Consider the following 14167-nt stretch of genomic DNA (forward strand, 5'->3'; position numbering starts at 1 on the left):
CTATTTTTTCGGGTATTCGCTATCAATTTTTTCAGATGACTGCTGCCGGAATTCGGAGGGGTTCATGCCGTACATACGCTTGAATTTGGAGCTGAAATAACTGGCGTTTGAGAATCCTGTCAGCTCCGCAATATCCCAAAGGCTAAGCGTAGTGGACTTAAGCATCCGAATCGCCTCCGCCATACGCACCTCATTTAAATATTGAATAAAGGTCTTGCCTACCTTTGCTTTAAACATTTCGGAAAAGTAAGACGAGTTATAATTAAACTTCTCTGAAATTAACGTCAAATTCAAATCATACATATAATTCTCATCGATAAAATGCTGCGCGGCTAGAATCATAGAAGGATCCGTCTCTTCAGATTCGCTTTGCCGCTTATTCTCAATTTTTCCTGCTATCCGCATCAGGAACCGCACAGCCTTCTCAACGGTATCAAAACTTAATGTCATTTCGGGTCTTAACCACAGCTGTTCCCCGCTCTCAAGGTTTATTCCTGATTCTTGAGCCATTGGCTCGAGCATCAAATACAGCTGGAATATCACTTTAACAAAGCGCAGCTGAGATACGACGGCTTGCTGCAATTCGTCCCTAATGGCTGCTTCAAAGGATGCAAGCTCTCCGCGAGCCAAATAACGTTGAATAACCTTTATGGTATGTTCAGGAAGCGCAGCTTGCCCTTCTTGGCCATTCGTATTTCCAGTGACATTATCCGATGGCAAATTCCACGCTAGCAAAGAGTTAATGTACCCTTCCTTCCACTGCTTGAAGCCCGCCACCGATTGCCCGATGCCCACTTTAACCTCAAAGTCCATAAAGGTTCTCACATTATGATGAAGCTCTTCTATAAACTCCCGTTCGATACTTTCATTCGCCTTTATTACGAAATGCATTAAGCCGGGATAACTAGCGTCGCGAAAGGCCTCAATTGAGCCTTGGAACTTCTCTGCGCATTCCCTTGATATGATATCAAACGGAAGACGGAACTTATCCGGCGTACGTTCTATCGAGCTGCTTGAGATCACATGCTCTTTTAGCCCCGCGGTAATAAATTTCACCTCACGCGCTTCCCAAGCGTCCAGCTCGAACAATCGGGATCGATCCTTAATAACGCTCGCTTGATCGATCTCCTCTTTCACAAGATGAACGATGAAATGCTCCTTCATCTCTTTGTAATATTGGGAAAGCCTCCATTGTATCAAAGCAGCCTGGTCCTGATTGTGACGTTCCTTGTCCAGTTCCTGCTTCACGTTCGTTAATGCTGTCGTCAGCTCGCTTCTAGCAACAGGCTTAAGCAAATAATCCCGAGCCTGATTTCGAATCGCCGCCTTAGCATACTGAAAATCCTCATAACCTGTTATGACGATAAAACGCAGAGATGGATACTGCTCATGACAGGTATCAAGAAACGACATTCCATTCATTATCGGCATATTCATATCCGTTATTACGATATCAATGGCTTCGTTAGCGAGCCTTTCCAGCGCTTCGACGCCGTTTGAAGCTTCTCCGGCTATTCGAAGTCCAAGATTTTCCCAATCTACCTTGAGCTTTAGACCTTGTCTAATTTCCTGCTCATCATCCACGATCAATACTCGGTACATGCTGGCGCTCCTCCTGTGCAGGTAGTATTAGCTCGATTGTCGTGCCCTCGCCAATTTTCGAATCAATATGAACTTCAAATAGAGACTCGTAATACAAACGGCAGCGGGAGAGGACATTTCCCAGTCCGATCTGACTGTTTCGGCTAGTGAGAATTTGCTCTAGCTGAATGGAAGCTGGACGTTCAAGCAGCTGCTGCTTCTGTTCAGCCGAAATACCCGGTCCATTATCAGAGACAATGAGATGAACTCGGCCATCGATATATTTCACTCTAATGCTGACGATAGCCTCTGTTTGATGCATGAAGCTGTATTTAACGGCATTTTCAATCAGCGGTTGAATAATGAACTTCACCATTGTCAGTCTTCCAAGCTCGCCCTCTTCTTCAAGCTTAATGTTCAGACGGTCGCCAAACCGGATTTTCAATATCGACATATAATAGCGGACATACACCAGTTCTTCATCCAGCTTAATGAGATCATCGCTAATTTTAAGCGAGAAACGCATCATTTTCCCAAGTGACTCGATAACCGCTACGGTATCATCCGTACGTCGCTGCATAGCCAAGCTGCTCATGAGCTCAAGCGTATTAAAAAGAAAATGCGGGTTTATTTGCATAAGCAGCGCCTTATACTCCGCCTGCTGCCTCAAAAGCTTCAGTTCAAATTCTGTCTTTATATGCTGTCGCAGCTGAATGACCATATTGCGGAATGTCTCCGTCGCGAAGCCAACCTCATTCCGAACCTTTTTCACAGGTGCCAATCGGCTCTCTGCATGAACAAAATCTCCTCTTTGAACATGCCTCATAGCGAGCACCAGTCGTGAGAGAGGCTTTGTAATGCCGTACGAAAGCCAAGTTGCAAGAATTAAAGACAACAGGAGCAGGACCGAGGCGACGATCAAAATCGTATTTCTCAGGCGAAAGAGCTGCGAATACAAATCCTCCTCCGAGACGAAACCAACAAGCATCCAATTCGTCTGTGACAGTTTTTTATAAACTAAAATAGTCTTCTCTCCGAGCTCGTTATTCAAGTACACAACACCTTGCTTCCTCCAACCGCTTCGTATTTCCTCCACCTGGCGCACCATATCCGAATGGACGCTGTATTCGTTTTGAGACAGCATCGGCTTGCCGAACTGATCCAATAAATAAATCGTTCCGCTCTCTCCAAGGTGAATACGCCCAAGCGGTTCAAGGAAATAGTCTGCGCTTACATTTACCTTCATCACACTTTTGGTCAAAGACGGCTCAAATGAACCTATGGGCATTAGCATACTGATGACGGGATGCTTATTGTTATTTCGAATTTCAGCCGCATCGGTGTGAGCCGGGATCCAATACTCGTCTTTGGTTTTAAAATCGCGGTACCACTCCTCCTGCAAAAAAGAAGGATTCATCTCAACTAAATTTCCGCTGCTGACCCACATGCCCTCCTGGCGGTAAACCGCAACACTCGAAACACTCGAGTAGCTATTTGTTGTCTGCGTTAAAAACTGGCTCATGCGGTAGTGGGCGATGTTTTTCTCCCCTTCCGACGAGGCCTTGTCAGAGACTGCAGCATCCCAATTGTTTGTAATATCGCTATTAAATACAATAGAAGCTAAATCGTAAATTTGTGTTTGCACCATATCAATATAAGAGCCGTATTCATCCATTTTCTCTAATGCCGAGGATTCAATATAAGAGCGAATAATCGATCGCGATTGGTTGAACAGAAGAATAGACATCGTGACGAAGGATAAGACGAAGAGTAAAAAAAAGATAGCGATCAAACGGCTTTTAAGCGAATAAAACACAGTCTGTCCCCTCTCAATCCAGCCTTTCTGCTGCTTTTTTCATTATCCCCATTATATCCATCATGCTTGAACATGCAATGAGCGTGTTGAAGCCGGAAATGAGGGAGCAACCTTTGCCTATGTAAAAAAAGGACATTCTCAAAAGGTAAATTACCTTCTGAAAATGTCGATTTAACTTCATTAAAACCAGCTGTCTTCGCCTGCAGTTTGCACAGCGGTTTCAAGCTGCGGAGTGAGCAGAAGCTCCTCCGTTCCTTCGACGGCAGCAGCTAGCAGCTGTTTATAATTCGGGATGAGCGACTCAATCTTCTCAACAATTCTGAGATTCGGATTCGTGCTGGGCGATTTCGGCAAAAATAACGTGCAACAATCCTCGTAAGGCAAAATMGACGTTTCAAACGTGCCTATTCTCTCCGCCAAACGAATGATTTCATGCTTGTCCATCATGATTAATGGCTTAAGCTGCGGAAGATCCGTTGCTCGTCCAATCACATTCATGCTCGGCAGCGTTTGGCTTGCCACCTGGCCCAGGCTCTCACCTGTAACGATACCGCTCGCTCCATTGCGCTCGGCAAGCTGCTCCGTAATGCGCAGCATCGCTCTCCTCATCAACGTGATAATGAGATTATCGCTCTTCGCCTGCACCAAAGTCGTTTGAATTTCGGTAAAAGGCACCAGATGAAGCTTTATGGGCTCACCGCTAAAATACGAGAGCCGTTTAGCCAGCTCGACAACCTTATCCTTTGCTTGCTCGCTGGTGAACGGGTAGCTGTGAAAATGTACGGCCTCTACTTCCAGCCCTTTGCGCAGCGCCAGCCAGCCTGCTACAGGGCTGTCAATGCCGCCGGAAAGCAGGAGCAAGGCTTTCCCGTTTGATGCGAAAGGAAAGCCGCCGGCGCCTTCTATAACGTCATAGAATACATAGGCTGCTTCCTCCTGGATATCAACGCGCAGCTCGACATCCGGTTTTTTCACGTTCACCTTTAGATCCGCCATGGCGCGAAGTACATGGCTTCCCACCAGGTGATTCATTTCTTGTGAATTATGAGGGAACTTCTTCCACGCGCGCTTGGCGCTTACTTTAAAAGTGGCAGGCTTCTCCGGCAATGCTTGCATCAGTGCAAGCGCGGCTGCCCTTATTTCCTCAAGATCCAGCTCCGTGCTTACAACCGGGCTTAAAGATACGATACCGGACAAATCTTTTAAGCGATCTGCAATCGGCTCAAAAGGGTGGCCGTTCAGCTTAACAAACAAACGTCCGAATGATTTAAAATAAGTAATATTTTCATAAGGAATTAACGCTTGCTTTACCTGCTCAAGCATTCTCTTTTCAAATTTATTGCGGTTTCTTCCTTTTACCATTAAATCTCCGTAGCGGAGAACAATTTGATCGTAAAGCAAAATTAAGTCAATCTCCTCTCAAGCGGCTTCAACTGCTCGACAACATGGCGCAAGCCTGCTGCCAAAGCGGTTATATCCCGCTCCTCATGTTCATCTCCAAGACTAATTCTAACGCCTCCTGCTGCCTGCTCATGGCTTGCGCCTATGGCCAGCAGCACGCGGCTCGGCTTATCATCCTTCGAGGAGCAAGCCGATTTGGTCGATGCCATTATACCATGCTGCTCCAGCATATGAATGACAACCTCAGGCTTCATGCCCGGATACGAGAAATGTATGATATGTGAGGCGGCCGGCTCTGCTCCGTTGAGCTTTAGCTCAGGTATCTCCCCAATTAGCTTAACGAGCATTTGCTTCAGCCGTATCATCTTGCTCTCTCGCTGCGCCATCGACTCCATTGACATTCGAAGCGCCTTCGCAGAAGCGACAATGGCCGGCACGTTCTGCGTTCCTGCACGAAATCCGTTTTCTTGCGTCCCGCCTGTAAGCATCGGATAAAGTGAAACGCCTTCGCGAACAAACAAAAAACCTACACCTTTAGGGCCTCTTAGCTTATGGGATGATCCGCTGAGTAAGTCAATGCCCCAGTCTTTAATCTGAATAGGCAGCTTACTTATGCTTTGAACCGCATCAACGTGAAATATTACTTTTGGAAAACGCTGCAGCAGCCTGCCGATTTGCTCAATAGGCTGAATGGTTCCGATCTCATTGTTAACATGCATGATGCTGACCAAAATCGTTTCTTCCGTCAAAGCGTCTTCCAATTGCTCGATCCGCACATGCCCTGTTTTGCTTACAGGTAAATACGTGACCCGAAAACCTTCTTGCTCGAGCTGCGCGAACGATTCATAAACCGATGCATGTTCAATTTGAGTCGTTATTAAATGTTTTCCACGGCCGGCATATTGGCGTGCGACCCCTTTTATAGCCAGATTATTGGACTCTGTTCCACCTGATGTAAATAACCAATTGCCATGCGATGCTTGCAGCCGCTCAGCAAAAACGGAGCGCGAGCGCTCGATTAATTTATCCGCGTCGGCGCCGGCACGGTGAAGGGATGACGGATTTGCATAAACGGACTTCATCACTTCCATCATCGTTTGCACGACTTCATCGTAGGGCGGAGTTGAGGCGCAATGATCAAAATATAACATAATAATACTCCCTCCTTTGCAAAAAAGAAAAAGATCATCGATTGCTCCAGCCTTTGGGGCAGTGAGCTAAACCGTGATCTTATTGCTGCCGTATCACTTCGCTTGAAGCACTTTAGCGACATATCGCTGGGTTTCCTCCGGAAGTGATTCGAGATTTTCTATCAGCTGCTCGTTCGTTCTAATGCCCGTACGGTCAACCCTGCCCGGACCGGCATTATATGCCGCTAATGCAACCTGTTCATTCCCGTTGTATTTCTTTAGCAGCATGGACAAATATTTAGTTCCGCCATCAACATTTTGCGCGGGATCAAATGAATTGGTGACACCTAGTCCTCTGGCCGTACCGTCCATGAGCTGCATCAGCCCCTTGGCGCCAGAGCCTGACTGCGCATCCGCATTAAACCCGGATTCGGTCTTGATTACGGCCTGAATCAATGAGGGGTCGACACCGTATTTGGCTGATGCTTGTTGGATAAGATCATCATAGGCGGATGGAGCGCTGTTCGAATCCCCTTCGCTGCTATAGGAAATATTCGTTAGGCCGTTAAGCGATTGAAGCTGGGCAAGCGCATCCGCAGGCAAGACCTGCGCCGCCGTTTCTTCCTCTGATGCGCTGTCCGACATATATTGTGATAAAAGAGTATCGAATAAGGAAGCAGAGCCATCCCCTGAAGCAGCTTGCAGCGGGTTAGAAGCAACCTTTAAATCTAAGCTTGGAGCAAGCTGAAGCTGCAATAATGTCTTAATAATACGAGGGTCAATACTCATGATATCCTCCTGGCTGTCTGTTTATGTGTTTGTACGAATGATCCAATTATTATAGTTTATCGGTTTTCATTGTACATTTTTTTAGAGCAAACAGCCAGTTTCACTTTTGCCGTTGGAAGGAATGAGGGGCATTATCTCATTGATCGTCCGACATTCCACATATTCCACGTCACTTTCCACCGCACCCGGCTGCTGCAATCTGCCATTTAACCAAATGGAATTCCAGCCTGCCCGGTAGGACGGCACAATATCATTATGCCAAGCGTCACCGACATAAACCAGCTGCTCCAGCTCACAGCAGGATTGCAAACGGACATGGTGAAACACCTCTGGATCAGGTTTCGCGATGCCTATTCCGTCCGAGATGTATATCGCTTGTTCGTTCATCCAATTCAATAGCCCAAGCGCTCTTATTTTGATCATTTGATGCTCAACGGGACCGTTCGTGATCAAGCCAATACGAATCCCGCATGCTTCGAGCTGCTCAAATAACGGCTCCACTCCTTCTCTCAGACGGATTTGCTTCTGCTCCCGCTCGTAGTGTTGCTGCAGCTGCAAGGCGGTCTGTTCCGATATGTTTATTCCGAAATCCAAAAAGGCTGCGGCAGTCCGTTCGATACGAAGCTCCTCCAGCGACATTAGCCCGCTTACATGCCGCTCCCACAAACGGTCGCTATGCCGTCTTAACCGTTTATATAAATCTTCTTTTTGCACTCTATCGCTAAAAAGCCCGCCTATGCCAGCAGTCTTTATCGCCATCAGAAAAGGCTGTAGCTGATCGTATAATGTATCGTCCAAATCGAAAAAAACCGCTTTTATCACAAATTACACTCCTTACTCGCTTTTACCGCTTCAGGCATAAAAACCATCTCCATTATAGAGCTTTCCACCAGCATTGACCAGTAAATGCTGTTCATCCTTCAAGCCAAAAAAAAGACCGCTCCTAGAAAAAAGGAACGGTCTTGATGGTGAGATCAAGGTATCAAAAGCAGCTGCTTACTTGAATACCTTCACACGCTCTTCGATTGGTTGGAAAGCTTTCTCGCCCGGCGCCGCTGTCGGTTTGCCGAATGGCATTTGAGCAACCAACTGCCAAGAATCGGATAATGACCACGTTTTCTTAACTTCTTCGTCAATCAGCGGATTATAGTGCTGGAGCGAAGCGCCAAAGCCTTCATTTTCTAACGCTGTCCATACTACGAATTGATGCATGCCTGAAGAATGCTGCGACCAAATCGGGAAGTTTTGCGCGTAAGACGGGAAGCTTTCCATTAAGCCGTTAACGACGTTCTTATCCTCGAAAAACAGCACCGTGCCGTACCCGCTTTTGAAAGCACCCATTTTTTGCTCGGTGGGCTCGAATTGATCGGCTGGAACGATTGCCCGCAGCGTATTTGTCGTAATATCCCACAGCTTATCATGATTTTCGCCAAGCAGCACGACTACCCGCGCGCTCTGGGAGTTAAATGCGGACGGCGTGTGCAATACCGCGTCTTGTACGATTTCTACGATTTTCTCATCGGAAATTACAGACTCTTTGCTGATCCCGTAAATCGTACGTCTTGTTTTTACTGCTTCCAAAAATGCTTGTGATGTCATTATTTTTCCTGCCTCCCAATTGTGGTGTTATGTTATCGAATGCGAGTTCATAGCCCATCTAACTCAATTACTTTATGTAAGTAACTTTATATTATTATCAACATAAAGTCAAGCCGAACAGATACATTATCCCCATCACGTTCAGAATTATGATTCATGGACAGCATCATCCGTTAAACTCGCAGCTTCACCGTCACGCATACGCCATTTCCCATTAATCCATGTCACAAAAAACGAAATTGCTCCAAGTGTCAGCAGCACCCCTACTTTATAAAGCGCTTCTTGCCCGCTCAAATCCATAAATATGGCTTTGATTGCAACAATCAGCAGGACAGCGGAACCAAACCATTTGAACAACAGCTCCCGATAAAAAGCACCCCATAAAATGAGCAGCAGCGAATAGCAGCCCCATGATACGGATAAAGCCAATGCCAAGTAAACGGTAGAAGAATCCGGCATATATTCTGTAAAAATATTTTCAATTTGTCTTGTCAACAATCCGCCTACGATTAAATGGGCTAGCAGCGCATAAACTCGTGCCAAAATGATATTAGCTTGATCTGTAAGCTGAGGAATGATCAGCTTTCTCGAGAAATAAAAACCAAGCGCCGCAAGCAGAATCCAAGCGAAAGCTCCCCAGTTCAAGAATGGAATATACATGCCGAACCACTCGCCACGAGGCGTATCCCAAGTCACGACATACCAATAACAGCCCACCACAAACCAGGTAACAAGCGAGCTCAAGCTAAGCAGCTGCCAACTTTTCGCATGACCTATCGCAGCGGCAAGTACGGCAATGATGCCCCATAGCAGTACCGTAACCAAAGGTTTGGAATCATAACCGCCTCCAATACTGCTCAAAGAGACGAGAAGCAGCAGCAACCCTCCTAGAAAAAAGCCGGCTGCTGAGGGAGTTATCTTAGCTATTGCTTGATAAATGACGAAGCTGACCAGCATGTAGACAATGCCGATAAAAGTAAGTACGTAGCCATAAGGCACCTCGCCTTGCAAAATCAGCAATGCCCAGAAGCCAAACAATATACCGTTAACTCCATTAAGGTAAAGATCGGTCCCTTCGAAGATCAACTTATTTCGCCACGAGGAAATCATTAAGCCGATCGTATAAAAAAGAAACGCGGCTAACGCATAACGAATTGGCATGCTCCACAAGCCTTCGGTCGATGGGTCGTAATGGATAAAATAAACGATATACATCAGCCATGAGCCAATAAAGCTAATGATTCGAAGCTCATGCCATCCGCGGGTTATGCTGAGAAAAAAGAAAGCGACGTTAAGTACAAGCATGTATAGAAATAAAGCAAAAACCTGATCTGTTTCCGGCCGCATAAGCAGCGGAGACAACAAACCACCCAACATAGCCATGATCATCAGCAATCTAGCTTGATACTTGAAGGCATATAACGAAATACCAATCGTAACTGCACTCATTCCAAGCAGGATCGTCATGGGATCCCAAAGTCGGTAATAAATGCCGGCAAACGCAAAGGTGGCATATAAAATACATGCGCCCATCCCGATCATAATCTCGCCGATCGGATTTCGAGGCACCCGGCTTGCCAGTTTTAAGCCAATAACGCTAATGCCTGCCCCGCCTAAAAGCCCAAAGCCTATTTTCATCGCTTCCGTTATCCATCCCTGTTCCACCGAATATTTGAACAAGGTAATAAACGCAGTCATGACGAATAAAACGCCCAGCAGTGAGGTCCAATGCTTATACACGATTTCCTTCATTTCTCTTCCTCCGTTTTATTCATTTGAGTTCTCCCGTCAAGTCTGCCCCGCCAATAGTCCAGTGCTTTTACGGCTGCATACAGCAGAACGAAACAAACAAAGGCAATGACCTCAAGCTGCAGCAAATACCAAGGCCAAGGTGCTAGTAAATCGAGCAAGGAGGCGGTGCCTGGCTTATTCGCCAAGAACATAAAATTCGTTGTGCCGGTGATGCTGTTTGTGATTGCCGCCGGTATGGCGAGGACATGCAGCCAAAGCATAGCCCGCAGCACCGATCGAAAGGTTGGTCGGTATCGTTCGACAGCCATAATGAACAATGTGGAGCCGATAATGCCGATATGCGCAATGAAAAAGTGGAAATATCGGAAATGTGGAAAAGCCTCGTCTAGATTCGGCGTTAACAAGGCTTGCAGCGCGCCCATGCTTCCAAGAAAAAACAGCAAATCATAAAAACCTTCGCGTTTCTTTATCAGCACTAACGCGCTTATTAGCACCATCAAGCTGCACAGCTGGAACGGCAGAGAGCCAATCCCCCAGCGATGTTCAAGAACGTAAGAAAGCTGAAGCGAAATCTCGCTGCATAGGAGCAGGATTGCCAGTCCATAGCGCATGGCTTGATTCAGCTTCGGCTTGCGCATATGCTTTCTGAAAATAACGATAAAAACAGATGCTGCGATAAATACAGCCAATGCCGCATAATGTGCAGCCGAAAACATCTCAAATGCCATGATGACTGCCCTCCCTTTCCATTTTTATATTCATACTTCTTAGCTTCATTTTGTAAAAAATGGCATAAAAAAAATAGTACCAACTTTATATGGTACTATCCTCGTCATTCTTCTTATGAAATAAGCCCATTTCTTTGGCTTTATTTGCTGCTTCGCGCGAACCGCTCAGATTCAGCTTTTTTAAAATATGATTGACATGATTTTTGACTGTGCGTATGGATACGACCAGCTTATCGGCAATTTGCGGCTGCGTGTAGCCTTGATCAATTAAATCAAGCAGCTGCAGTTCCGACGGGGTAATAAGATCACCAAGCTTCTTGGCCTCAAATTCGCGTTCAAGCTGCTTCAGCCTTCGGAACTCTTCCCGCATGCGTTCCGCAACGGCCGCGTTAATGGGCGATTGGCTTCGAGAGGCTGATCTGATTGCATCCGGCAAGCTTTCGAAATCGGATTTGATCTGATAATCTATGGCCCCTGCCTGAAAGGAGCGAAAGATAAGATCTTTTTCCTCCATCGAGGTAAGCATGATAACCTTTGCTCCAGCCGTTATTGAGGCCTCCTCGGCGAGCAAAACACCCTCCGGACGGCCCTCCAGCATGATATCCATCAACACTACATCAGGCGGCAAGGTTTGCTGTATTCCCTCCTGCAAGGCTTGCCTTACGTCTTCGGCTTTGCTGGCAGTCCAAATGACCTTCATATCCGGCTCTTTATCGATATAGGCAACTAAACCGCGAAGCCAATCGAGGTCATCCTCTACAATCCATACCCGAATATTATCCATTTATTTCCCTCCCTTTTTCATGAATTTATTCTTATTCTGATTTTCCTGCTTGGACTGCTCGTTTAGGAAAAGTCAAATAAACAGAAGTCCCGGCCTCCGGCTTGCTTCTAAGATTGAGAAAGCCTTTATGCTTTCGCATGACATGATAGGCATAGGGCAGCCCCAGGCCAAAATTCGTATCGCTGCCGCTTTTGGTCGTATAGAAGGGCTCGAGAACCTTGGTCATTTCACTCTTGCTCATTCCAGGGCCTGAATCTTTTATTTCGATGATAAGCTCACGTTTTGTCTCGCTTAATTGGATAAACAGCTCACCTTTACCCTTCATCGCTTCAAGGGCATTAGCAACGATATTGCCTAAGGCTTCACTTACTTGCGCTGGATCAATGCGACAGATCCAACCTTGGCTGAGGGAAGTACTCAGCTTAATTTGGCCAAGTACAGGTTCGTATCCCTTTATAGTCTGCTCGATAAGCGCTGCCAAATCCGCGGGCTCGACACGCAGCACCAGATCTTCCGTGCGCCGATGGACTCGTTGAAGCATCTCCTGCATGTGACGTGAAGCGTTTAGCACCGTTTCAATATCGGCAAGCAGTTCTTGCTGATCCGTAGCAACCGCATAAGCCTTCATCTTCTCCGAGAACAGCCGCATTTTCCCAGCATCATTCTTGATTGCGTGGTTGAGAATAGCCGTTCCTGACGTGACCGCTCTAAGCGTGGAATCATATCTCCGACGATCGATATTGACGCGCACACCCATGAATCCGTATGTAAACAACGCAATAACAAATACGGTAACCCCTAGCCCGACAATCCACGTATTATAGACCCACATGCGCAGCATCCCGAAGCTTGGCAGCACGTAATTCATGACCATGCAAAACATGACCGGCGGAAGAACAGCTGAGCATATGATCCAGTGCGTACGTGAAAAGGAGGCGTGAAGCTGACGCTTCAGCAGAACCTGAACTGCCCCGTACAAAATATAAGGCACTGCCCACCAGACTACAGTTTTGAACGAGATTGGGTAGACGATGGTATAAAATGGGGTAAATACGACACATAAAACGATTGGTATAAGCAGCAGGAAAGGCAATAGCCCCTGAAAACGCTTAGACAAACGAACAGGCCGATACGCAATCGCGAATAAAACGAAGGAATAGGGCAATCCATAATACGAAATGAGTGAGGAGACCGCCTGCAAACGGTAAAGCAGCTGCTGCGCAACCTCATTCATCCCAGCTTCCGCCGCTGCAGGCAGCCATTGCAGATCCAACACGGCAGCAAGCGCACCCGCTCCTCCGCTGAACGCGACAGCGCCCAGCCAATGATTAACGGATGCTCTCCGATCGGAAAGCCATATGATGGCTGCAATAGCCCACAATGCGATAAGAACGAATAGCATAACGCAGCTCCTTCACTACCGTTACTCTGTTATTTCAATTGATACGGAGGACCATTCACCAAAAATAAAAGGTAAATAAGCACTCTGCAGCCGATCGTTCAATTGAACCACTTCCATTCACTATACGTCAACAAACGGATTAAATGCGGCTCAGCTTTTCTACCTGCTTCAGCTTCTGCGCAAGCAGCTCCGCGCAATAATTATTTTGATTCCTTTGATCAAAAGCAAGGGCAAGCTGTTCGGTTTCCTGTTTTAACTGCTCATATGATAGCTCACTGCTAATTTTAAGCTTACGGCGCCGCTTCTGCTGCTGCCATAATTGCAGAAAGGCTTGAGCTGAGCTCATGTACAAGAAGCGATCCCACCCGACCCTCGTTTCCATCGCAAAGCTGATGGTATTCTCAAACCACTTCGCCGCCTTGTTAATGTCCGTTACGGTGTAATAAGCAAGGAAGCTCCCGTATTCCGTCAGGAAACCAGGACCATTTAATAGGCGTGCTCCTTTCTTCGCCATCTTCACCGCCTCATCTGCTTGATCGGTCTCGAGGAGCGGTAGTAGCAAATGGCTGTACGTGTTTTGAGGGATGGTTTTACAAGTCATTCGGCCATCCATGATCGGCTTCATCGTCTGCAGCCCGCGGCGGTATCTGCCAGCTGTAAAATGATAATAGCCGAAGCTATTTTGTTCGCATGCTCTGCAATCTGACATGCCGTCCCTCGCTGTTTTGCGCCAGAGCTCGTAATACTTCTGTGCCTCTCCCAAATCGCCTCTCGAGAGCGCATAGCGGTGCTGGCATTGATAATAGGGACGCAGGCTGTGTCCGTATTGTAAGCATTTTGCCTTGAAATCATCAAATATTAATACGATCTGGGCAGCGCCAAATTGCGGGAAGCGCCAAATTTGATTGATGAACCATTTATAATGCCAGATGATCGAGAAACTCGAATAAGCGCCAGGATCTTTTTCGAACTGCGTCAAGCACCATGTAAAGGAGACAAGAAACCTTTCTTGGAAGCCGGAATCGAGCGCCGCTTCGGAATACGTCATCCGCGCGAAGTAGGCATCCTCTTTTGTCATATATTGATCGGCAATCCGAATCGCTTCTTCCAAAACAGCAAGCTTTTGTTTGCCCTGCGGCAAACTCCAAGCTTCGTTTCGCAATTGATTGTAGCGCTGCTTCATCC

12 protein-coding genes are annotated in these 14167 nt (G+C 46.7%); all 12 read right to left on the reverse strand.

Annotated features, from left to right (window positions below; genetic code table 11):
• Positions 1 to 1602: a response regulator gene (locus tag AC1DLI_RS15875; protein WP_477604130.1), complete on the reverse strand. Its 1602-nt coding sequence runs from the start codon at positions 1600 to 1602 to the stop codon at positions 1 to 3.
• A complete protein-coding gene (locus AC1DLI_RS15880; protein ID WP_477604132.1) occupies positions 1577 to 3397 on the reverse strand; it encodes a sensor histidine kinase in 1821 nt (606 codons plus the stop codon). The genes AC1DLI_RS15875 and AC1DLI_RS15880 overlap by 26 nt, the downstream gene beginning before the upstream one ends.
• Positions 3398 to 3577: 180 nt before the next feature.
• Entirely contained in the window at positions 3578 to 4798 is a 1221-nt protein-coding gene (thiI, locus tag AC1DLI_RS15885; RefSeq protein ID WP_477604134.1) for a tRNA uracil 4-sulfurtransferase ThiI, read from the reverse strand.
• Positions 4799 to 4800: 2 nt separating this feature from the next.
• Complete coding sequence (locus tag AC1DLI_RS15890; RefSeq protein WP_477604136.1) at positions 4801 to 5949, reverse strand: cysteine desulfurase family protein; 1149 nt, start codon at positions 5947 to 5949, stop codon at positions 4801 to 4803.
• Positions 5950 to 6042: 93 nt separating this feature from the next.
• A complete protein-coding gene (locus AC1DLI_RS15895) occupies positions 6043 to 6717 on the reverse strand; it encodes a lytic transglycosylase domain-containing protein (protein WP_477604138.1) in 675 nt (224 codons plus the stop codon).
• A gap of 81 nt (positions 6718 to 6798) precedes the next feature.
• Positions 6799 to 7539: an HAD family hydrolase gene (locus AC1DLI_RS15900; RefSeq protein ID WP_477604140.1), complete on the reverse strand. Its 741-nt coding sequence runs from the start codon at positions 7537 to 7539 to the stop codon at positions 6799 to 6801.
• Positions 7540 to 7713: 174 nt separating this feature from the next.
• On the reverse strand, positions 7714 to 8316 hold the full coding sequence (locus tag AC1DLI_RS15905; protein ID WP_308997961.1) for a nitroreductase family protein: 603 nt from the start codon (positions 8314 to 8316) through the stop codon (positions 7714 to 7716).
• 147 nt (positions 8317 to 8463) lie between these two features.
• Complete coding sequence (locus tag AC1DLI_RS15910) at positions 8464 to 10068, reverse strand: DUF2339 domain-containing protein (RefSeq protein WP_477604142.1); 1605 nt, start codon at positions 10066 to 10068, stop codon at positions 8464 to 8466.
• Complete coding sequence (locus tag AC1DLI_RS15915; protein WP_477604144.1) at positions 10065 to 10796, reverse strand: YwaF family protein; 732 nt, start codon at positions 10794 to 10796, stop codon at positions 10065 to 10067. The genes AC1DLI_RS15910 and AC1DLI_RS15915 overlap by 4 nt, the downstream gene beginning before the upstream one ends.
• 85 nt (positions 10797 to 10881) lie before the next feature.
• On the reverse strand, positions 10882 to 11580 hold the full coding sequence (locus tag AC1DLI_RS15920; RefSeq protein ID WP_477604146.1) for a response regulator transcription factor: 699 nt from the start codon (positions 11578 to 11580) through the stop codon (positions 10882 to 10884).
• 31 nt (positions 11581 to 11611) lie between these two features.
• Positions 11612 to 12982 carry a sensor histidine kinase gene (locus tag AC1DLI_RS15925; RefSeq protein ID WP_477604148.1) on the reverse strand — a complete coding sequence of 457 codons (1371 nt, stop codon included), beginning with the start codon at positions 12980 to 12982 and terminating at the stop codon, positions 11612 to 11614.
• Between the two features lie 139 nt (positions 12983 to 13121).
• The gene (locus tag AC1DLI_RS15930) at positions 13122 to 14165 is read right to left on the reverse strand and encodes a hypothetical protein (RefSeq protein WP_477604150.1); all 1044 of its coding nucleotides are present in this window, start codon (positions 14163 to 14165) and stop codon (positions 13122 to 13124) included.
• Positions 14166 to 14167 lie beyond the last annotated feature (2 nt).

This window comes from Paenibacillus sp. 01T443, from assembly GCF_056398325.1.